This is a genomic window from Roseomonas sp. SRI_022 (assembly GCF_057586215.1).
This window is the reverse complement of sequence record NZ_JBYCZL010000036.1, coordinates 31179-49864: the sequence shown is the minus strand read 5'-3', so window position 1 is coordinate 49864 and position 18686 is coordinate 31179. Positions and strand designations below refer to the sequence as shown.

At 72.2% G+C, this 18686-nt stretch carries 18 protein-coding genes; 15 read left to right on the top strand and 3 right to left on the bottom strand.

Translation table 11 applies throughout. The features are described from left to right. From AC2YHJ_RS25055 to AC2YHJ_RS25025, 7 genes are all read left to right on the top strand, one after another. Window positions 1-1209, top strand: a 1209-nt coding sequence (locus tag AC2YHJ_RS25055) for an O-antigen ligase family protein (protein ID WP_487398912.1), incomplete at its 5' end; no start/stop codon positions are given. Further along, window positions 1178-1783 carry a sugar transferase gene (locus tag AC2YHJ_RS25050; RefSeq protein ID WP_487398911.1) on the top strand — a complete coding sequence of 202 codons (606 nt, stop codon included), beginning with the start codon at window positions 1178-1180 and terminating at the stop codon, window positions 1781-1783. The genes AC2YHJ_RS25055 and AC2YHJ_RS25050, both read left to right, overlap by 32 nt. A 28-nt stretch (window positions 1784-1811) precedes the next feature. Further along, the gene (locus tag AC2YHJ_RS25045; protein ID WP_487398910.1) at window positions 1812-3005 is read left to right on the top strand and encodes a DegT/DnrJ/EryC1/StrS family aminotransferase; all 1194 of its coding nucleotides are present in this window, start codon (window positions 1812-1814) and stop codon (window positions 3003-3005) included. Next, a complete protein-coding gene (locus AC2YHJ_RS25040) occupies window positions 3002-4273 on the top strand; it encodes a glycosyltransferase family 4 protein (RefSeq protein WP_487398909.1) in 1272 nt (423 codons plus the stop codon). The genes AC2YHJ_RS25045 and AC2YHJ_RS25040 overlap by 4 nt, the downstream gene beginning before the upstream one ends. Continuing rightward, entirely contained in the window at window positions 4270-5343 is a 1074-nt protein-coding gene (gene wecB / locus AC2YHJ_RS25035; protein WP_487398908.1) for a non-hydrolyzing UDP-N-acetylglucosamine 2-epimerase, read from the top strand. Before AC2YHJ_RS25040 ends, wecB begins: the two co-directional genes overlap by 4 nt. A 38-nt stretch (window positions 5344-5381) precedes the next feature. Beyond that, window positions 5382-6521 (top strand): glycosyltransferase, encoded by a 1140-nt coding sequence (locus AC2YHJ_RS25030; RefSeq protein WP_487398907.1) that lies wholly within the window; start codon window positions 5382-5384, stop codon window positions 6519-6521. Window positions 6522-6679: 158 nt separating this feature from the next. Continuing rightward, complete coding sequence (locus AC2YHJ_RS25025) at window positions 6680-7777, top strand: M20/M25/M40 family metallo-hydrolase (protein ID WP_487398906.1); 1098 nt, start codon at window positions 6680-6682, stop codon at window positions 7775-7777. Window positions 7778-7837: 60 nt separating this feature from the next. Here the strand turns inward: AC2YHJ_RS25025 and AC2YHJ_RS25020 are convergent, their stop codons facing one another. Further along, window positions 7838-8584, bottom strand: coding sequence for a hypothetical protein (locus tag AC2YHJ_RS25020; protein WP_487398905.1), 747 nt, complete (start codon window positions 8582-8584; stop codon window positions 7838-7840). A 142-nt stretch (window positions 8585-8726) separates the two neighbouring features. Here AC2YHJ_RS25020 and AC2YHJ_RS25015 point away from each other — a divergent pair, with 142 nt between their 5' ends. From AC2YHJ_RS25015 to hemJ, 8 genes are all read left to right on the top strand, one after another. Further along, entirely contained in the window at window positions 8727-10457 is a 1731-nt protein-coding gene (locus tag AC2YHJ_RS25015; protein ID WP_487398904.1) for a hypothetical protein, read from the top strand. A 233-nt stretch (window positions 10458-10690) separates the two neighbouring features. After that, on the top strand, window positions 10691-11371 hold the full coding sequence (locus tag AC2YHJ_RS25010; RefSeq protein WP_487398903.1) for a DUF2272 domain-containing protein: 681 nt from the start codon (window positions 10691-10693) through the stop codon (window positions 11369-11371). Beyond that, window positions 11368-12480, top strand: a complete 1113-nt coding sequence (locus AC2YHJ_RS25005) for an NADH:flavin oxidoreductase/NADH oxidase (protein WP_487398902.1) — start codon at window positions 11368-11370, stop codon at window positions 12478-12480. Before AC2YHJ_RS25010 ends, AC2YHJ_RS25005 begins: the two co-directional genes overlap by 4 nt. A 57-nt stretch (window positions 12481-12537) precedes the next feature. Continuing rightward, entirely contained in the window at window positions 12538-13416 is an 879-nt protein-coding gene (locus AC2YHJ_RS25000; RefSeq protein WP_487398901.1) for an alpha/beta hydrolase, read from the top strand. A 57-nt stretch (window positions 13417-13473) separates the two neighbouring features. Beyond that, on the top strand, window positions 13474-13791 hold the full coding sequence (locus AC2YHJ_RS24995; RefSeq protein ID WP_487398913.1) for a plasmid stabilization protein: 318 nt from the start codon (window positions 13474-13476) through the stop codon (window positions 13789-13791). 80 nt (window positions 13792-13871) lie between these two features. Continuing rightward, window positions 13872-14813, top strand: coding sequence for a tripartite tricarboxylate transporter substrate binding protein (locus AC2YHJ_RS24990; RefSeq protein ID WP_487398900.1), 942 nt, complete (start codon window positions 13872-13874; stop codon window positions 14811-14813). Window positions 14814-14884: 71 nt separating this feature from the next. After that, window positions 14885-15178 carry a DUF1330 domain-containing protein gene (locus AC2YHJ_RS24985; protein ID WP_487398899.1) on the top strand — a complete coding sequence of 98 codons (294 nt, stop codon included), beginning with the start codon at window positions 14885-14887 and terminating at the stop codon, window positions 15176-15178. Beyond that, window positions 15175-15627 carry a protoporphyrinogen oxidase HemJ gene (hemJ, locus tag AC2YHJ_RS24980; protein WP_487398898.1) on the top strand — a complete coding sequence of 151 codons (453 nt, stop codon included), beginning with the start codon at window positions 15175-15177 and terminating at the stop codon, window positions 15625-15627. Before AC2YHJ_RS24985 ends, hemJ begins: the two co-directional genes overlap by 4 nt. A 55-nt stretch (window positions 15628-15682) precedes the next feature. Here the strand turns inward: hemJ and AC2YHJ_RS24975 are convergent, their stop codons facing one another. After that, window positions 15683-16675: an HAD family hydrolase gene (locus tag AC2YHJ_RS24975; RefSeq protein ID WP_487398897.1), complete on the bottom strand. Its 993-nt coding sequence runs from the start codon at window positions 16673-16675 to the stop codon at window positions 15683-15685. 310 nt (window positions 16676-16985) lie between these two features. Next, complete coding sequence (gene aspT / locus AC2YHJ_RS24970) at window positions 16986-18686, bottom strand: aspartate-alanine antiporter (RefSeq protein ID WP_487398896.1); 1701 nt, start codon at window positions 18684-18686, stop codon at window positions 16986-16988.

The following is an 18686-nucleotide window of genomic DNA, read 5'->3' as shown; positions in this document are numbered from 1 at the left end:
ATCCTCGCCGCCATCCTGCATTTCGCCGGTGCGCTGAAATCGACGCCGCTCGGTGCCTCGCTGCCCTTCGACCTGACTGCGATCGCGGCGCTTGGCTTGCTCGCCACGCTGCCGCTGCTGGCGGCCGGGCGCGACTGGCGGGCGGATCCGCGGATTGGCCTGCCGCTCGCCGCCTGTGGCGCGCTGTGGCTGTGGATGGTGCTTGCGGGCGCCTGGAGTCCGTCGCGTGGCATTCTCGCCGCCAAACTGCCGGATGCCGTGCTGCTCGGCCCGGCCATGCTGGTGGCGGGCATGGTGGTGGCGGGCCAGGGGCGAACGCTCGTGCGTTGCGCCGATGCGGCGCTGGCGATCGGCGCCTTCGTCGCCGCCGCCATCGCCTGGGGCCTGACGAACGACAGCATTGTCCTGGGCGGCCTGCCGGGGGCGAGCCCGGACCAGATCCGCGTGCAGTACCAGATCGCCGGGCTGGCCATCGCCTCGGCCGCGGCGGTGGCGGCGATCCGGGCGGCGGAGGCGCGGCGGCTCGTCATCCGGGTGGGCTGGCTGGGAATGGCGGGGCTGCTGTCGGCGGCAGCGCTGATGCCCGGCGGCCGGGCGGCCTTGGCGGCGCTGGCCCTGGCGCTGTCGGTTGCACCGGCCATCGTGCTTTGGCGCGGCGGGCGTTGCGGCGTGGCCCTGCTGTGGCCGGGGGCGGTGCTGGTGGGGGCGGCGGCGGTGCTCGGCGTGGTGCTGACGGACCCGTCCCTCGCCGCCGGTCTGCGCACCTTGGAACGGCTGTCGGAGGGAGAGGTGGCGCAATCCTCCGGCCGTCTGCCGCTGTGGCGCGCGGCGGCGGATCAGGGCGGCGCGGCCCTGCCCTGGGGCCTCGGCACCGGTGGCTTCACCATCGCCGCCGGGCATGGCGAACGGCGCGGGCTTTATCCGCACAACCACCTGCTGGAGGCGCTGGCCGAGGGTGGTGTGCCGGGGCTGGTACTATGGCTGGTCGCCTTCGGCGGTGGCGGTGTGGTGGCGGTTCTGCTTGGCGCGCGGGCCGACGCCGGGCGCGCGGCGCGCGTCGGGGCGCTGGCGCTGCCGGTGGCGCTGTCGGTGATGGTTTCGACCGATCTCGGCAATCGCATGGCCTGGTTCGCGCTCGGCCTGGCGCTTGGCCTCGGCGTTTCGGAGAGACCGCGGGATGTACCGGCGCTTCGGCAAGCGGGGCTTTGACATCATCGCCGCGGCGCTGCTGATCGCGGCGCTGGCGCCGCTGATGGCGGCAGTCGCGATCGTGGTGCGATGCGCGCTCGGCCGCCCATTGCTGTTCCGGCAGGTCCGCGCCGGCCGGCATGGTCTGCCCTTCACGCTGGTGAAGTTCCGCACGCTGCGCGAGGGCGCCGGCGACGATGCCGACCGGATGACGCGCACCGGGCGTGCGCTGCGAGCGGTCGCGCTCGATGAGCTGCCGCAACTGGTGAACATCCTGCGCGGGGAGATGTCGCTGGTCGGGCCGCGCCCCCTGCCGATCGGCTACCTGCCGCTGTACTCCAGCCGGCAGGCTCTGCGCCTGGCTGTTCGGCCGGGTTTGGCCGGCCTCGCTCAAGCAGCGGGGCGCAACGCGGTGCCGTGGGAGACGCGGCTCGAACTCGACGCCCGCTATGCCGAGGCGCCGCCGCGCTTCGGCCGTGACCTGCGCCTGCTGCTGCGCTGCGCGGCGCTGGCGGTGGCCGGGCGGGGCGCCGCGGCACCAGGCCACGCCACCATGCCGGCGCTGGAAAGAAACCGCGATATAACCACTGGTTGATTTTCGAATCATAAAATATCGTCATTACGTGACATTCCTCGCGCCCCTTCGCCCCGCCGCCCGGCCGCTCGACGGGCTTGCCGCCGAGGTTTCGCCACGCCGGATCCACCTGTCCCCTCCGCATCTGACGGGGCATGAGGCAGCCGCGCTGCAGGGCGTGCTCGAGAGCGGCTGGGTCGCCCCCGCCGGCCCGGCCATCGCGGATTTCGAGGCCGCCATCGCCGCCGCGACCCGCTTCCGCCACGTGCTCGCGACGGCCTCGGGCAGCGCGGCGCTGCACCTCGCTTTTCGGGTGTTGGACATCGTGCCGGGGGATGAGGTCTGGGCGCCCGGCTTCACCTTCATCGCCAGCGTCGCGCCGGCAGTGCAGATGGGCGCGGTGCCGCGCTTCCTCGATGTCGATCCGGCATCCTGGACGCTGGACCCCGACCTGCTGCGCCGCGAGTTGTGCGCGGCGGCGCGGCGCGGCCGGCTGCCGCGCGCGGTGGTCGCCGTGGACATCTACGGCCAGGCCGCCGATCTCGACGCCATCCTCGACGCCTGCGGTGAGTGGGACGTGCCGGTCATCAGCGACAGCGCCGAAGGACTGGGGGCGACGATCGGGGCGCGCCATGCGGGGCGCGGTGCGCGGCTCGCCGCGCTGTCCTTCAACGGCAACAAGATCGTCACGGCGGGCGGCGGCGGGGCGCTGACCTCCGATGATTCGGTGCTGGTCGCGCGGGCGCGCCACCTCGCGCACCAGGCCAAGGACCCGGCGCCGCACTACCAGCATTCGGCGACCGGGCACGCCTACGGGCTGTCCTCGCTGCTGGCGGCGGTCGGCACGGCGCAACTCGCCGCGCTCGGGCGGCGCGTGGCGGCGCGGCGAGCGATCTTCGACCGCTATCGCGCCGCATTGTCGGACCTGCCGGGGGTGGCCTTCATGCCGGAAGCGCCGTGGGGGCTGTGCACGCGCTGGCTGACGGCGATGCTAGTGGACCCCGCCCGCTTCGGTACGGACCGGGAGGCACTGCGGCTGGCGCTGGACGCCGCCGGGATCGAAAGCCGCCCGGTGTGGAAGCCGCTGCCGGACCAGCCGGTGTTCCGCGACGCGCCGGCCGCCGGTGGCGCCGTGGCGGCTGCCCTCTTCGCGCGTGGCCTGTGCCTGCCGTCGGGCACCGGCATGACGGCGGAGGACCAGGACCGCGTCATCGCCACCATCCGTGGGGCCTGCCGGGCGTGACGCTGCGCATCCTGTACCTGCACCAGCATTATTCCTCGCCAGCCGGCAGCACCGCGACGCGCAGCCACACCTTCGCCCGGGCGCTGGCGGCGCGCGGCCATGCCGTGACCATCGCCTGCGGCCGCTACGACGGCGCCGCGACCGGACTTGGCGGCCCGTTCCGGCGGGGGCGGCGACAGGGCCGCGCGGAGGGTATCGAGGTCATCGAATTCGACATCCCGTGCGGCAATGCGATGGGGCTGCGCGCGCGGGCCGTGTCCTTCCTGCGCTATGCGATGGCGGCGAGCCGGCTGGCCGTGACGCGGCGCTTCGACCTGGTGGTCGCCTCCTCCACGCCGCTGACCGTGGCGTTGCCGGCGCTGGCCGCACGCGCGCTACGCGGCACGCCTTTCGTCTTCGAGATCCGCGACCCCTGGCCCGAACTGCCGCACGCGATGGGTGGCGTGCCGGGTCCGGTGCTGGCGGCGATGGGCCGGCTTGCCAACGCCGCCTGCCGCCGCGCCGCCGCGGTCGTCGCGCTGTCCGAGGGCATGGCCGCGACGGCGATCGCGCGCGGGGCCGACCCGGCGCGGGTGCATGTGGTGCCGAATGGCTGCGACCTCGGCCTCTTCGGCCCGCAGGTCGGCGCTTGGCGGCCGGCCGAGGCCGCGTCGCACGAATGCGTCGCCGTCTATGCCGGGGCGCATGGGCGGGCGAATGGGCTTGGCACGCTGCTCGACGCCGCCGCCATCCTGCGTGCGCGGGGTGAGACGCGGTTGCGCCTGCTGCTGGTCGGCGAGGGGGCGGAGAAGACGGCGCTCGTCGCCCGCGCCAGGGAGGAGGGGCTGGACAATGTCACGTTCCTCGATCCGCTGCCCCGAGCAGGGATCGGCGCGTTGCTCGCCGGCAGCCAGATCGCGCTGCATCTGCTGGCGGATGTACCGGCCTTCGCCGAATGGACCTCCCCCAACAAGCTGATGGATGGGCTGGCGGCCGGACGGCCGGTGGTGACCAACCAGCCCGGGCGCGCCGCGCGCATCGTCGAGGACGGTCCGAGCGGCATCGTCGTGCCGCCGGGGGATGCGGCGGCACTGGTCGACGCCCTGGTGCGGCTGGCCGCCAGCCCCGCGCTGCGGGAGGCGATGGGCGCGGCGGCGCGTCGCCAGGCGGTGATGCGCTGGGATCGCCGACTGCTCGCCGCGCAGTTCTGTGCCGTGGTCGAGGCGGCGGCGCGCAGCACCATGCCACGAGATGCGCCGGGGCAGCTCGGCGGAGCGGCGGCGCCGTGACCCTGCCGGAAATCCACCTCGTCGCGGCGGCGCGGCCGAACCTGCCGAAGCTCGCCGCGCTGTGGCACGCGCTGGCCGAGGCTGCGCCGATCTGCACACCGCTGCTGGTGCATACCGGGCAGCATCATGACGCCGCGATGTTCGGGGACCTTCTCGAGGATCTGAGGCTGCCTGCCCCGACCATCGCGTTGGGCGTGTCCGGTGGCAGCCATGCCGAATTGACCGGGCGGACCATGATCGCCGCCGAGGCCGCCTGGCGCGAACGTCGCCCGGCGCTGGTGGTTGTGGCCGGTGATGTGGACGGCGCGCTGGCGGCAGGGCTCGCCGCACGCAAGCTTGGCATCCGCGTCGCGCATCTGGAGGCCGGGCTGCGCTGCGACGACCGCGACATGCCCGAGGAGGTGAACCGCCGCGCGCTGGATGCGATCAGCGACCTGCTGTGGGCGCCCGACCGCGATGCGGCGATGCGGCTGGTGGCCGACGGCTTCGGCGCGCAGCGTGTGCGCGCGGTGGGCAATGCCATGGTGGACACGCTGCTGCGCCACCTGCCGGAGGCGCGCCAGCGGTCATTGCCGCAGGGGCTGGTGCCCGGCGGCTACGGCGTCGTCACGCTGCACCGGCCGGCCAATGTGGACCAGCCGCGCGCGCTGGCGGGCCTGATGGCGGGGCTGGCCTCGGCGGCGCGGCGGCTGCCGCTCGCCTGGCCGGTGCATCCGCGCACCGCGGCGCGGATGCGCGACTTCGCCTGCACGCCGCCCGATGGCGTCACCATGCTGCCGCCGCTGCGCTACCTCGATTTCCTCGCGCTGATGGCCGGCGCCCGGCTGGTCGCGACCGACAGTGGCGGCGTGCAGGAGGAAGCGGCGGCGATCGGCGTGCCGTGCCTGACGCTGCGCCCATCCACCGAGCGGCCGGCGACGGTGCTGGCAGGCGGCAACCGGCTGGTGACGCCGGACACCCTGTCCCGCGCGGTGATGGACCCGCCGGGCCGGGCGCGGCCGATCCCGCTTTGGGATGGCCAGGCAGGGTCGAGGATGCGGGAACATCTGGCCGAGGTGCTGGCGGCATGAGGGCCTTGCCGCGGACCGCCCCAGGAGTGCCCGGCGCCATGGCGCGGTACTTCCTGGCGGCCGGGCCGATGGGCATCGCCGCCGCGCGGCCGGTGGTGCTGCTGTCCGCGGCGCATCCGCCCGGCGATACGCGGGTGGTGCGCAAGGAAGGCGCGGCGCTGGCCGCGGCCGGCTGGCACGTCATCCATCTGTGCCCGGGGGAGGTGGGGGGGCGCATAAATGGGGTCGAGATCGTCGTGCACGGCCATCGCAGGCTGCGTGGGCTTTGGGCGCTGGCGCGGGACGCGGCGGCGCTGCGGCCGGCGGTGATCCACGCCTCGGAACCCGATGCCTGGCTGGCGGCGCTGATCGCGGGCTGGCGAAGCCGGGCGCGCGTCGTGCTCGACGTGCATGAACACTATCCTTCGCGGTTGGACGCGCGGCTGCCGGCCGTGCTGCGGCCCGTGGCACGGGCGGCCATCGCCGCCGCCTGCCGCCTGATGGGGCTGGCGGCCGATGCGGTGGTGGTGGCGAAGGATGGGCTGGATGGCGCCTTCCGCGGTGCGCGGATCGTCGCGGTGCGCAACTACGCCCCGGCGCCGGCCGCGCCGCCGCGCGCGCATGGGCCGGGGCCGCTGGTGCTGGGGCATCTCGGTGCCGTCACGCGCGCGCGCGGCTGGGCCTGCATGCTGGAGGCACTGGCACGGTCCGGTCCCGGCACGCGACTGCTGCTGATCGGCCGCTTCACCGATGGCAGCGAGGCCGCGTTCCAGGCGCGGGCGGCAGCGCTGGACGTGGCGGATCGGGTCGAGGTCACGGGCTGGCTGCCGCAGGCGGAGGCGCTGCGACGGCTGCGCGATTGCGATGTGTCGCTGGTGCTGTTCCAGCGCGGCGAGGAGAACCATCGCCTGGCGCTGCCGCACAAATTGTTCGACGCCATGGCGATCGGGCTGCCGCTGATCGCCCCTGATTTCGCGGAGGAGGTCGCATCGGTGGTGCGCGCTGCCGGTTGCGGCCTGCTGGTGGACAGCGGCGATGCGGACGCCGTCGCTGAGGCGATCGCGGTGCTGGAAGATCCGGCCCACCGCACCGCGTTGGGCGCGGCCGGCTGGCGCGCGGCGCGCGAGGATTTCGCCTGGGAGGCGGAGGCGGCGCGGCTGGTGGCGCTGTATCGGGCGCTGCTGCCGATCAACCGATGATGGACCAATCCGTGGTTGGAGCAGGTCGCGCCGTGGACTGTGCGGAGCCTGGCCTGATCCGGTGCTCCTGCGACATGGGTGACGACCTTCGCCGGCATGGAAGCCGATGATCCTGGCGGCGTCTTGCTGTGTGGCGCCGGGCGGCTGATGCTTGCCGCATGCCTGATGATGCCGATGCCGTTCTTCGTGTTGCCGCCGATCTGGTGGCGATCGACAGCCGTTCCTCCGTCTCCAACCTGCCCCTCGCCGAGCGGATCGAAGCCGAGTTGGCCGGCTTCGACGTGGAGCGTGTGGACTATGCCGATGCCAACGGCGTTCCGAAGCGCGTGCTGATCGCCCATCGCGGGCCGAAGGGTGGCTACGCCCTGTCCGGCCACATGGATACGGTGCCGGAGACGAGCTGGACCGACCCGCCCTGGACGCCGCGCGTGGCGGATGGCGTGTTGCATGGCCTCGGTTCGGTGGACATGAAGGGCCCTGTCGCCGCCTGCATCGTCGCGGCGCGCGGGATGCCCGCGGATGTGCCCGTCACGCTGCTGCTGACCACGGATGAGGAGACAAGCAAGCAGGGCGCCCGCGCGATCGCCGCCTCGGGCCATGCGCGCGCGCTTGGCCTGAAGGGCATCGTGGTCGCGGAACCGACCGGCCTTGCCCCGGTGCGCGGGCATCGCAGCCATATCGAATACACCGTGGTCGCGGCCGGCGTGCAGGCGCATTCATCGACCGGGCAGGGCAGCAACGCGAACTGGGCGCTGATCCCCTTCCTCGTTGAGATGAAGACCGTGTTCGAACGGCTGCGCCACGACCCGGCCTTCCACGATGCGGCCTACGACCCGCCCTTCTCCGACTTCAACCTGGTGATCGACAATCACGGCACGGCGGTGAATGTGACGGTCGCCAAGGCGAGCGCGCGCATCAAGTTCCGCCGCAGCCGCAGCATCGACTATTCGGGCGTCGAGGCCGCGGTGAAGGATGCCGCCGCGCGGGCCGGCGTGACGCTGACGGAAAGGCGCGAGGGCACGCCGCCGGAACTCCCCGCGGATCATCCGCTGATCGCGCTTGGCGTCGCGGCGACGGGGCAGGCGGCGCGCACCGCGCCCTACGGAACCGACGCCAGTGAGTTGCAGGAATTGGCGCCGTGCATGGTGCTCGGCCCCGGCACCATCGCGACGGCGCATACGCCGCATGAATGCGTCGCGGTGGCGGATCTCGCGGCGGCGGTGCCGCTGTTCCGGCGCATTCTCGCAGGCGGGTGAATCCCGGAGAAGGGTTGCCGCCCCGGGGGTCTCGCTCCGCCGGGGTGGCATCGCGCCAGCCTACTCCAGCACCACCCGCGACGGTGTGACCACAACGCCGTTGGATCGCCCGTTGGCGGCGAAGGTCTCGATCCGCGTCGCGTAGTTCTGCGCCGAGACCATGCCGGTCGCCACATCCACGGCGACACGGGCGAAGATCGCGACGCGCGCGTCGGATTCCCCGCCACGCAACCGTCCTGCCAGTTCCACCGCGCAGCGCGCCACGACGACCGCACGCTGCGCGATGGTCGCCAGCCCCTCCGGCCGGCAGATGCCGCCACGCGGCGACCCGGGAACCGGCATGGGGAAGTCCTCGCGCGCCGCGATGCGCCGGCGGTCGAGGCTGAGTGTCGCGAACTGGTCCCGCCACGCGGCGAGCAGCCCGTCGCGCGCCTCATCGGACGGTGGCGCGGTGCCATCGGGGCGCAGCGCGGCGAATTCGGCGATGCGCCCGTCGGTGCCGCGCAGGGCGGACATGCGCAGCCCGGTGCTGTCCTGCACCAGGATCAGACGCGTGCCGCCTGGCTCGGACTGCGTCTCGGCGACGGTCAGGCAATCCCGTTGCGGCGGCCGGCCGGGCCGCGTCGTCTGCTCGCGGCAAATGCTGCGCCACGGCCCCCAGCCGGCGCCGCCGATCGCGACCGGCGTGGTGATCGGGCGGATCGCGCCCTGCAGTGGCAGGACCGGTGCGGCGGTGCGCCAGTCATTCGTCTGTGCGGCGGCCGGCATGGCCAACAGCGCCAACAGCATCGTCGCGGCGCGGATCATCCGGGCGTCCGGCGGGCTGCAGCGGCGTGCGCCGGGCAGGCCGTGGCGAGTGCCACCGCCGAGGTGGTGGCCGGGAAGGCGCAGGTGGGGCTCATGCCCCCACCCTATCGCGCCCCCGCAAGGCGCGGCTAGAACGGGCCGGATGAGCGGCAACGGCATGGATGCGGTGCGGGACGGTCTGGCGCGCGGCCTGGCGCGCTTCGTTGCTCCGGTGCGGCTGGCCGATGGTTTCGCGCCGGCCTTCGCGCAGAAGCCCGAGGGCGGCGTCTTCGACCTCGCCGCCAATGCCGCGGCGGCCGAGGCGCTGGCGCATCCGATGCTCGGCGGCGGGGATGGCGCGGTCGCGCTGCTGCTCGCGCTGGCGGGCGGCCCGGGCCCGGCGCCGCGCGCCATCGGCCCCGCGCGCGTCGTCGTCGAGGATGAAACGACCCGCGCCTTTCGCATCGCCACGCCGCATCACGTGTTCACCGGCGATCTGTTCCGCGGCGAGATCCGCCAGCACCTGCATGGCCGGGACGGCCCACCGGCGGCGATCCATGGCGGAAACCTGGTGGAATTCGCCTTCAAGGGCCGCTGGCATTGCCTGGATGTCGAGGACGCCATCGTCGCCGCCGGCATCGAGGATGCCGAGGGCGGCGTGCGGCTGTTCCACGAAAGCGTGCTCAGCGGCCGTGGCGGCCGCTTTTCCCGCGGCGGCCCGCGGGAGGTGGCGCGGCTGCGCTACGTCTACGCGCTGCGGGCAGACACGCCGGTCGTGACACTGACGGTGACGCTGACGCCGCTGCCGGGCGTGGTTCTGGAGCGCCCGCGCATCACATCCGCCTGCGATGCGATGAGCCCCGGCGACGGCGTGGCGTATGGCGCGCTGCTGCTCGGCGATGCGCGTCGCGCCGCCCCGGCCGGTGAGAATGTGACGGTGCAGCAAGGGCCCGTGGCGCGGTTTGGTGCGCGGCAGGACGGCCCGCCGTCGCGCGCGCTGGCCCTGCAACTCACGCCACGCGGCCCGGCCGCGCTGTTGAACGTGAAGGCGAGCAGCCCCGCCGAGGGGCGGCTGCACTGGCTGCTGGCGCGATACGCCGGCACCCGGCTCGCGGATGGTGCGACGCTGACGATGCAGGAGGACCGCCTGCTGCTGCGTGGCACCGATGCGCCGGTCGATGGTCCGCGTGGTGCGGATGCCGCCAGCGTGGCGCCGCGCCAGCGCATCGCCTCGGCACTCGCCACCCAGGCGCTGTTCGGCGAACCGGACGGCGTCGAGGCCGTGGCGGCGGCGGCGCGGCGCCACCTCGCCGCGCTGGCCGACAGGGAGACCGCGCCTGGCGAACTGGCTCATGCGCTGATGGCGAGCGAGGCGCTGTTCCGCGCCGCGCGGCGGGATGAGGATCGCGCACGGATCGACGCGCTGACCGCGCGGGTGCTGGCCACGCAGGATGGCGGCGGCGTGTTCCGCGATGCCGGCTGCGTCTCGGTCGCCGAGCACGCGGCGGCGCTGCTGGCGCTGGCGCGTCGCCTGGCGCTGGGCGGCGATGATGCGGTGGCCGGCGCGCTGCGGCGCGGCGTCGCCGCGCTGGGCCTGATCACCCTGTCCGGTCCGGTGGACACCATCACCCTGCCAGCGGCGCCGGCGGCGGGAACCGAGGATTTGGCGCTGCTGCTGCGCGCGTTGCGTGCGGCCCAGGCGGCGCGCTCGGCCGGGACGCTGGCGATGCCGGAGGCAGAGGCGCGGCGCCTTGCCTTCCTGGCTGATCTTGCGCTGCGCTTCCTGCAGGCGCGGATCCGGCCGGAGGGCGATGCGCTGGTGGTGGATGGGACGGTCTCGGCACAGGTCGCGACATTGGCGGCGCTGGTGCCGCCGGAAGGGGCGCTGCGGTGACGATGGATGGCGAAGCCGGGGGTGCTTTGCCCCTCCGCACCTCACTCTGGCGTCGGGCGCGACACCAGGTCACGGCATTCCAAAGGGCCCTTGCCCTTTGGTGGGGTGGTTTGGAGGGGCAAAGCCCCTCCAGAAGCCTTCCTCTGCTCGCCCTGCTGGCCGCCTGTGCCGCCCCACCTCCGCCCCCACCGCCCGAACCGCCCCTCGCCTATCCCCCGGCCGCACGGGAACGGATGCTGCGCATCGCCGTGGCGGAATGGGCGGATTGGGGCAGCCAGGATGCCGCCGCCGCACCGGGCGCGCTGGAATCGGATGCGGCGAATTTCCCCCGGGTACTCGCCTATTGGCGCGCGGTGCCGGAGGGCGCGGCGCCGATCGCGCGCAACCGCATTCGCTACCGCGACGGCGATCCCGGGCTGTGGCGGGAACCGGCCTGGTCGGCGGCCTTCATCTCCTTCGTGATGCGCGGGGCGGGGGTGGATGGGCGGGAATTTCCGTCCTCGGCCGCGCATGCCTTCTACGTCGATGGGCTGATCGGCGATGCGCAGCGCTTCCCGGCCACCGCACCCTTCATCCCGCATGAGGTGGCCGCGCGCGCCCCGCAGGTGGGCGACCTGGTCTGCGCGGACCGGTCGTCGCGGCCGCTGACCTCCTGGCGCGACCGCCTGGGGGAGACGGGTCGCTTCCGCCCGATGCATTGCGACATCGTGGTGCGCGTCGTCCCTGGGCAGGTCGAGGCGGTGGGCGGCAACATCCGCGATGCCGTGACCCTGTCGCGCTTCGGCACGGATGCCGCCGGGCGTCTCCTTCCCAGGGCGCGGGGCGAGCCTACATGGTTCACCATCCTTGAGAACCGGCTGGGGCGCCTGCCCCCGTGGTCCTCGCCATCCCACAATGAGGGTCCTGCCTCGTGAGCGATCTCTTCTCACCCTTCACGCTGCGTGGCGTCACGCTGAAGAACCGCATCGGCGTGTCGCCCATGTGCATGTATTCCTGCCGCGACGACGGCGTGCCGACCGACTGGCATCTCGCGCATCTCGTCAGCCGCTCGGTGGGCGGCGCCGGGCTGGTGGTCACCGAGGCCTCGGCCGTGGTGCCGGAAGGGCGTATCACGCCGGCCGATGTCGGCATCTGGAACGATGTGCAGATGGAAGCCCATGCGCGCATCGTCACGGCGGTGGAAGCGACCGGCGCGGTGGCCGGCATCCAGATCGCCCATGCCGGGCGCAAGGCGTCGCGGGCCGCCCCGTGGGTGCATGGGCCGGCGGTGCCGTCCTGGACCTGCAACGCACCCTCCGCCGAGGCCTTTGGCGACTTCGCCGTGCCGCATGCGATGACCGAGGCCGAGATCGGCGCGACCATCGATGCCTTCGCCACCGCCGCAAAGCGTTCGGTGAAGGCCGGCTACCGCTTCATCGAGATCCACGGCGCGCATGGCTATCTGGGCCACCAGTTCTGCAGCCCGATCTCCAACCGCCGCAACGATGCCTGGGGCGGAGACTTCGAAGGCCGCACGCGCTTCGTGCGGGAGGTGGCGGCCACCGTGCGCGCCGCGGTCCCGAACGACGTGGTGCTGGCGCTGCGCATCTCCCACACCGATTGGGTGGACGGCGGCTGGACGACGGAGGAGAGCGTCGAGCTGGCGCGCCGCGTGAAGGCGCTCGGCATCGATCTGCTCGATGTCTCCTCGGGCGGGCTGGATGCCGGGCAGAAGATCGTGCTCGGGCCGGGCTACCAGGTGCCGGGTGCGGAGGCCGTGAAGCGCGGCGCGGACATGCCCGTCGCGGCCGTCGGCCTGATCACCGAGCCGGCGCAGGCGCAGGCGATCCTCAGCGATGGCAAGGCGGACCTGATCCTGCTGGCGCGCGTGCTGCTGCGCGAGCCCTACTGGCCGCTGCGCGCGGCGGTGGAGCTCGGCCGATCGGACACGCTGGCGATTCCGCCGCAATATGAGCGCGGCTGGAACACGCTGGCGAAGCTGGAAATGGACAAGGCGGTGGCCGTACCGATGCGCGCCCTGTGAGTCCGGCGGGGCGGCAGCGCGCCGCCCCGTCTTCCAAGCGGGTGGGAGGATGCTGCGATGCCGGGGATCGAGGATGTCCGTGCCCTCCTGACCGGCCGTCCACGCCCGGTCGGCTGGGCCGAACGTCGGGCCCGCATCGAGGAGGTCGCCGCGGCCGATGCGCCGCCCGCCGGGGTCGCCTTCACGCCGACGACCATCGCCGGCATTCCCGCCGAATGGTCTGCCGCGGCCGATGTGGATCCGCGCCGCGCGCTGCTGTTCCTGCATGGCGGCGGTTATTGCTCGGGGTCGATCGTCAGCCATCGCACCATGGCGTCCCGCGCCGGGCAGGCCGCGGGGATGCGGGCGCTGGCGCTGCAATACCGGCTGGCGCCAGAGCACCCGTTTCCCGCCGCGCTGGACGATGCGCGCGCAGCCTATGAGGCGCTGCTCGCCGAGGGCATCGCGCCGGCCGACGTCGCGGTGGGCGGGGACAGTGCCGGCGGCGGGCTGACCCTCGCGCTGATGGTGTCGCTGCGCGATGCGGGGCGGCCGCTGCCGGGCTGCGCCTGGCTGGTCTCGCCCTGGGTGGATCTCGCGATGACCGGGGCCTCGATGGATACGAAGGATGCCGTCGATCCGCTGATCCATCGCGGCTACCTGGAGGAACTCGCCGCGGCCTATCGCGGCGGCGTCGCGGCGGAGCACCCGCTGGTCTCCCCGCTGCATGCCGATCTTTCGGACCTGCCGCCGGTGCTGGTGCAGGTGGGCTCGGCCGAGACGCTGCTCGACGACGCGGTGCGCATTGCTGGGCGGCTCGGCGCGGCGGATGTGCCGGTGCGGCTGGAGGTATGGCCGCAGATGATCCATGCCTGGATGCTGTGGGCGGCGCGGCTGGAGGATGGGCGACGCGCGCTGGCTTCGGCCGGCGCCTTCCTGCGCGGGCGGGGACGGTAGGCGGCAACCCGCGCGACGGCGGCGCGTTTGCCTCGGTGGAAGCCGATGGAGGTCGCCATGCCCCGTGGGGACAAGTCCAGATACACCGACAAGCAGAAGCGCAAGGCCGCCCACATCGAAACCGGCTACCGCGCCCGCGGGGCCAGCGAGGATCAGGCCGAGCGCATCGCCTGGGCGACCGTCAACAAGGAGAGCGGCGGCGGCAACAAATCCGGCAGCGGACGCGGCGTCCCGGACACCAAGGTGTCGAGCCGCAAGGGCGGGCGGCTGGGCGGGGCAGCGGCAGCAGCACGCCCGGCCGCCGCGCGCCGCGCCTCGGCCCGCAAGGCCGCGGCGACGCGAGCACGCAATGTGGAGAAGGCGTCCGACGCGTAGAGCCGCCTCTGTCCTGGCTTCGGGTTCCCTCCCGTCGCGAAGCGGTCCAGTCTGTGGAGCTCGACCGGGAGGCACCAAGAATGACGCGTCTGATCGCCCTGCTGCTGGCCCTCGCCGCGCCTTGCGCGGCCCTGGCGCAGGAGGCCTTTCCCTCTCGCCCCATCACCCTGATCGCGGCCTATCCGCCCGGCGGCAACACCGACCTGATGGCGCGCGCCATTCAGCCGGAACTGTCGCGCGCGCTGGGGCAGACGGTGGTGGTGGTCAATCGCGGTGGCGCGGCGGGCACGATCGGCTCGGCGGAACTCGCCCGAGCGCGGCCGGATGGCTACACCATCGCGATTTCGCCGAACAATCCGATCACGGCACAGCCGCACGCGATCCCGCTGACCTATTCGCTCGACAGCTTCCGCTTCCTCTGCCTCGTCTATGACAATCCGCAGGTCGTCATCCTCGGTCGCAACGCTCCCTTCCAGGATTTCCGCGGCATGATCGCGCATGGCCGGTCGGGCAAGGAGGCGCTGGTCTATGGCGCGCCGGGTTCGGCCAGCACGCAGCACATCCTGATGGCCGCCGTGCTGCGCCAGGCGAGGATCGAGGCGCTGATGGTCTCCTTCACCGGCGCCGGGCCGATGAGCCAGGCGGCCCTCGGCGGGCAGATCCACGCCTTCGTCGAGGCTTCGTCCATCGCCGCTTCCACCGGGCTGACGCCGGTCGCGGTGGTGGGCGCGCAGCGCCTGTCCCACCTTCCGGAGGTGCCGACGACGACCGAACTCGGCTTCCCGGTGCAGGGCACCTCGCATGGCGGGCTGATCGCGCCCGCAGGCATCCCGGACGCCGCGGCCGCGGCCATCGAGCGCGCCTGCGAGACGGCGGTCGGCAGCGAAGGCTTCCGCACCACGGCGCAGCGCCTTGCCTCGGTGCCGCGCTTCCTGCCCGGGGCGCAGTTCCGCGAGCGCTTCGCCGCGGAGAGCGAGGCAAACCGCACGCTGCTGCGCGACCTGGGGCTGGGGCGGCAGTAGGGGGCGAGGCTTCGCTTGCCCGGCGCCACGCGTCGCGCCAAGACTTTCCTTTCTGCAACGGAGGAGTCGCCGTGGCTGCCTATCTCCTGGCCAATCTGACCGTGCGCGACGCGCAGAAGTTCGAGGCCTATCGCCAGGCCGTGCCGGCGGTGATCGCGCGCTTCGGCGGGCGTTACCTCGTGCGCGGCGGGACGGTGGAGGCGAAGGAAGGCGAGCCCGGGCTCGACCGTGTCGTGATCCTGGAATTCCCGGACATGGCGGCGGCGCGCGCCTTCTACGACAGCCCGGACTACGCGCCGTTGTTGGCGCTGCGCTGCGCCGCGGCGGATGGCACGCTGGCCTTCGTCGAGGGCGTGCCCGGGTGACCATCGACGCGCTCGCGCCCTGGTATGTCTGGATCAAATCGGCGCATCTGATCGGGGCCTTCGCCTGGATGGCCGGGCTGTTCTACCTGCCGCGGTTGTTCGTCTATCACTGCCAGGTGCCGGCGGGTTCCGCGCAGTCGGAACTGTTCAAGGTCATGGAGCGCCGGCTGCTGCGCGCCATCATGAACCCGGCGATGATCTGGACCTGGACCTTCGGGGTGATGCTGGTGCTGACGCCGGGCATCGTCGATTGGAAGGCGGGCTGGTGGCACGGCAAGATGCTCGGCCTGCTGACCATGACCTGGTTCCACCACGATCTGGCAGCGGCATGGAAGCGGTTCAACCGCGACGCCAACACGCGCAGCGAGCGGACCTGGCGGATGTTGAACGAGGTGCCGACGCTCGCACTGGTGCTGATCGTGGTGATGGTGATCGCGAAGCCGTTCTGAAGCGCGGCTGGGGCCGAGCCCGGTCAGGTGGCATCCACCTGGTCGGGAACGATCCTCAGCTTGCGGGGAAGATCCGTGCCCAGTCATCCTTCATGGAGATGAGGTGCCAACCGCGTTGCGCCGCGTCGTTGAGGGCGCGGTCCAACTTCCCGACATGCGATTGCCGGTCATAGGCGTATTCGCGTTCCGCATCGTCGTGGTGGACGATCATGCCGAGCCGCCGCCCCGGCCCCGCGGTGACATATTGCAGCATCTCGTAGTCGCCGTCGGAATTGCCGAAGGCCACCTGCGGATGGCGCCCGAGGAAGCGGGAAATGCCGACAGGCTTGCCCGGCCCGTCGTCGATCAGGTCCAGTTGCGGCAGGCGCAGCAGGCGGCCGTTCTCGAACCGCATCTGGAAGGTGGTGCCGACCACGTTCTCGGGGGGGATGCCATAGATCCGTTCGGTCCAGGGTCGCATGAATTCGACCGTGCCGCCGGACACGATGCAGGTCCCGTAGCCACGCGCGCGGAACAACGCCAGCACCTCCAGCATCGGTTGGTAGACCAGTTCCGTATAGAGCCGGTTGAAGCGCGGATGGCGTGCGCGGCCCAGCCACTCGGTGACGGTCGCGTGGAATTCGTCCGGCGTCATGCCGGTGTGGGTCGCGATGACGATCTCCATGAGGCCGCGTTCGCCCGCGCGTGCCAGCCCTGCCTGGTCATTGGCGAGAACGCTGCGGAAGGGCTCGCGCGTCACCCAGTCCGGATGCTGCGGTGCGAGCGCCCGCACACGATCCAGCGCGAAGACGAACTGTGTATAGAGCGGCTGCTCGACCCACAGCGTGCCGTCATTGTCGAAGACGGCGAGGCGTTCGGTCGGCGGCACGAACTCGGCGCCACCTTCCGTCGTGGTCGCGGCCAGGAAGTCGAGGATTGCGCGCTTGCGCGGGCCGTCGCGCCAGGAGGGCAGCGGGTCCGCACCGGTTTGTGCGGCGGCCGAGGCGGCGACGGTTGCCAGGACGATGCCGGACAGCGCCCGGCGTGACAGGGAGAGGGGCTGGGACATGGCTTGGTCCTTGTGTTCACGGACGTTCACCGGGCTCGGCGCAGCTGGGTCAGGCGCTGTGCTGGACGGAGATTGTGGATCGCCAGAGGCGCGATGCGCGAGCGGCATGTTGCGCCGGTCCATCCGGTCCATGGTTTTGCGCTCACTCATGCACGTTCCGCTGCGTCTGCACTGTCTCGTTTGATGCAGCGGAAGCCGATGTGACTCACGCCGCTGTCCACCACCCGTGTGCGCCGCGCCGCAGTCGCGGGCGCCTTCCTCTGCACCATCGGTGCGGCCAGCGAAGTCCCGATCCGCCTCAGCGCTGGCCCTACCCCGGGGAGGAACCCGCCATCGCGAACACGATGATCGAGCCCCACAGCGCCAGCAGCACATTTCCGATCGCATACCCCAGGCCGTAGCCGATGGTCGGGATCTTGCTGTTGGCCTGCTCCTGAACCGCGGCGAGCGCCGGCGCCGAGGTGCCGGCGCCGCAGCAGGTCCCGAGCAGCACCCCCTCATTCATCTTGAAGACGCGGCTGCCGACCAGCACGGCCGCGCCATGCGAGAGGACAACGACGACGATCGACACTACGACGAGGATCGGTCCCGATTCCAGCAGGCCCGCGACGAAACGCGGCCCCGCCGAGATCCCGACGCAGGCGATGAAGGCCGACAGCCCGACGGAATCGAAGAACCACAGTGCCCCGGCCGGCACGAAGCCGAAGCGCCGGTTGCGGGCGCGCAGCCAGCCCGCGACCAGGCCGCCGAGCAGTGTGCCCACGGCCACGCCGATGCTCAGTTCCAGCGCGCCGAGATGCAGCGCCGGAATGCCGACGAGCCCGCCGAGGACGATGAACAACCCGACGAAGACCATGTCCGTGGCCGTGGTGGGCTTGTCGGCGTAGCCGACCGTCTCCGCGGCCCCGAGAACGCTCTGGCGGGACCCCACCAGCGTCAGCACGTCCCCGCGCTCAAGTGTCAGGCCGTCGTAGATCGGGATATCCTCGCCCGCGCGCAGGACACGGCGCAGGAACACCGCCCTCGCCTCCGGCAGATCCCGCAGCTCCGCGATGGACTTTCCGATGACCCTTCGGTTCGTAACCACCGCATCCATGCGATCGGCTGGCACGTCGAGGACCTCCCGGTCGTCGACTTCCTCGCCAATCGTGCTGCCCTTCTCGACCAGAAGGTTCCGCCACCCGACCACGGCGGCGACGTCGCCATGTTCCAGTACGAGATCCGGCTCGGTGACCAGGATACGGTCGCCGCGACGGATCTGCTCGACATAGGTCTTGCCGCCGGGCGGCGCCATTGCCTCCGCCTCGGCGACGGTCTTGCCCACCCAGCGGCTGTCGATGCGAAAGGCGCGGATCTCGACCTCCCGACGTGCCACCCTGTCGCTGACCTCACTCCGGAGTGGTCCGCCAAGTTCGGCCTCCATCGCGGCACAGGCCTCGGCCAGCGAGCGCGGCAGCAGGCGCGGAGCAATCTGCGAGAGCATGATGATCGTCGCCACCACGCCGACCAGGTACGATACGGCGAAAGCGGTGGCGATATTCCCTTCGAAGGCGCGCATCGTCTCCGGGCTCGCGCCGATGCGGCGAAAGGTGTCGATGGCGACGCCGACCGTGGCGGATTCCGTCGTCGCGCCAGCCAGCAGGCCCGCCGCGATGCCGGTATCGAGGCGCAAGGCCATGGCACAGGCCAATGTAACCAGCAGCGCCGTCGCGCAGAGCACGATCGTGACGGCGATCTGCGGCAGGGCCTTGGCATTGAGGCTGCGGAAGAATTGCGGCCCTGTCCGGTAGCCGATGGCGAACAGGAACAGCAGGAAGAAGGCCTGCTTGACGTCGCCTGAGATGTGCACGCCCGTCTGCCCGACGATGACCCCCGCGATCAGGCAGCCCGTGACGGCACCGACGGTGAAGGTGCCGAAGCGCAGCTTGCCGATGGCGTAGCCCATCGACAGGGCGAGAAAGAGCGCGAGCTCGGGATGCTGGACGAAGATGTTCGAGATCGTAGCCATCAT

Bases quoted from the DNA above. Each gene is read 5' to 3' on its own strand.
- AC2YHJ_RS25015 (WP_487398904.1), top strand. From the start codon at position 8,727: ATGAGCGGCAACGGCATGGATGCGGTGCGGGACGGTCTGGCGCGCGGC.
- AC2YHJ_RS24975 (WP_487398897.1), bottom strand. From the start codon at position 16,675: ATGTCCCAGCCCCTCTCCCTGTCACGCCGGGCGCTGTCCGGCATCGTC.
- AC2YHJ_RS25030 (WP_487398907.1), top strand. From the start codon at position 5,382: ATGGCGCGGTACTTCCTGGCGGCCGGGCCGATGGGCATCGCCGCCGCG.
- aspT (WP_487398896.1), bottom strand. From the start codon at position 18,686: ATGATGGCTACGATCTCGAACATCTTCGTCCAGCATCCCGAGCTCGCG.
- AC2YHJ_RS25010 (WP_487398903.1), top strand. From the start codon at position 10,691: ATGCTGCGCATCGCCGTGGCGGAATGGGCGGATTGGGGCAGCCAGGAT.
- AC2YHJ_RS25025 (WP_487398906.1), top strand. From the start codon at position 6,680: ATGCCTGATGATGCCGATGCCGTTCTTCGTGTTGCCGCCGATCTGGTG.
- AC2YHJ_RS25000 (WP_487398901.1), top strand. From the start codon at position 12,538: ATGCCGGGGATCGAGGATGTCCGTGCCCTCCTGACCGGCCGTCCACGC.
- AC2YHJ_RS25050 (WP_487398911.1), top strand. From the start codon at position 1,178: ATGTACCGGCGCTTCGGCAAGCGGGGCTTTGACATCATCGCCGCGGCG.
- AC2YHJ_RS24990 (WP_487398900.1), top strand. From the start codon at position 13,872: ATGACGCGTCTGATCGCCCTGCTGCTGGCCCTCGCCGCGCCTTGCGCG.
- AC2YHJ_RS24995 (WP_487398913.1), top strand. From the start codon at position 13,474: ATGCCCCGTGGGGACAAGTCCAGATACACCGACAAGCAGAAGCGCAAG.
- AC2YHJ_RS25020 (WP_487398905.1), bottom strand. From the start codon at position 8,584: ATGATCCGCGCCGCGACGATGCTGTTGGCGCTGTTGGCCATGCCGGCC.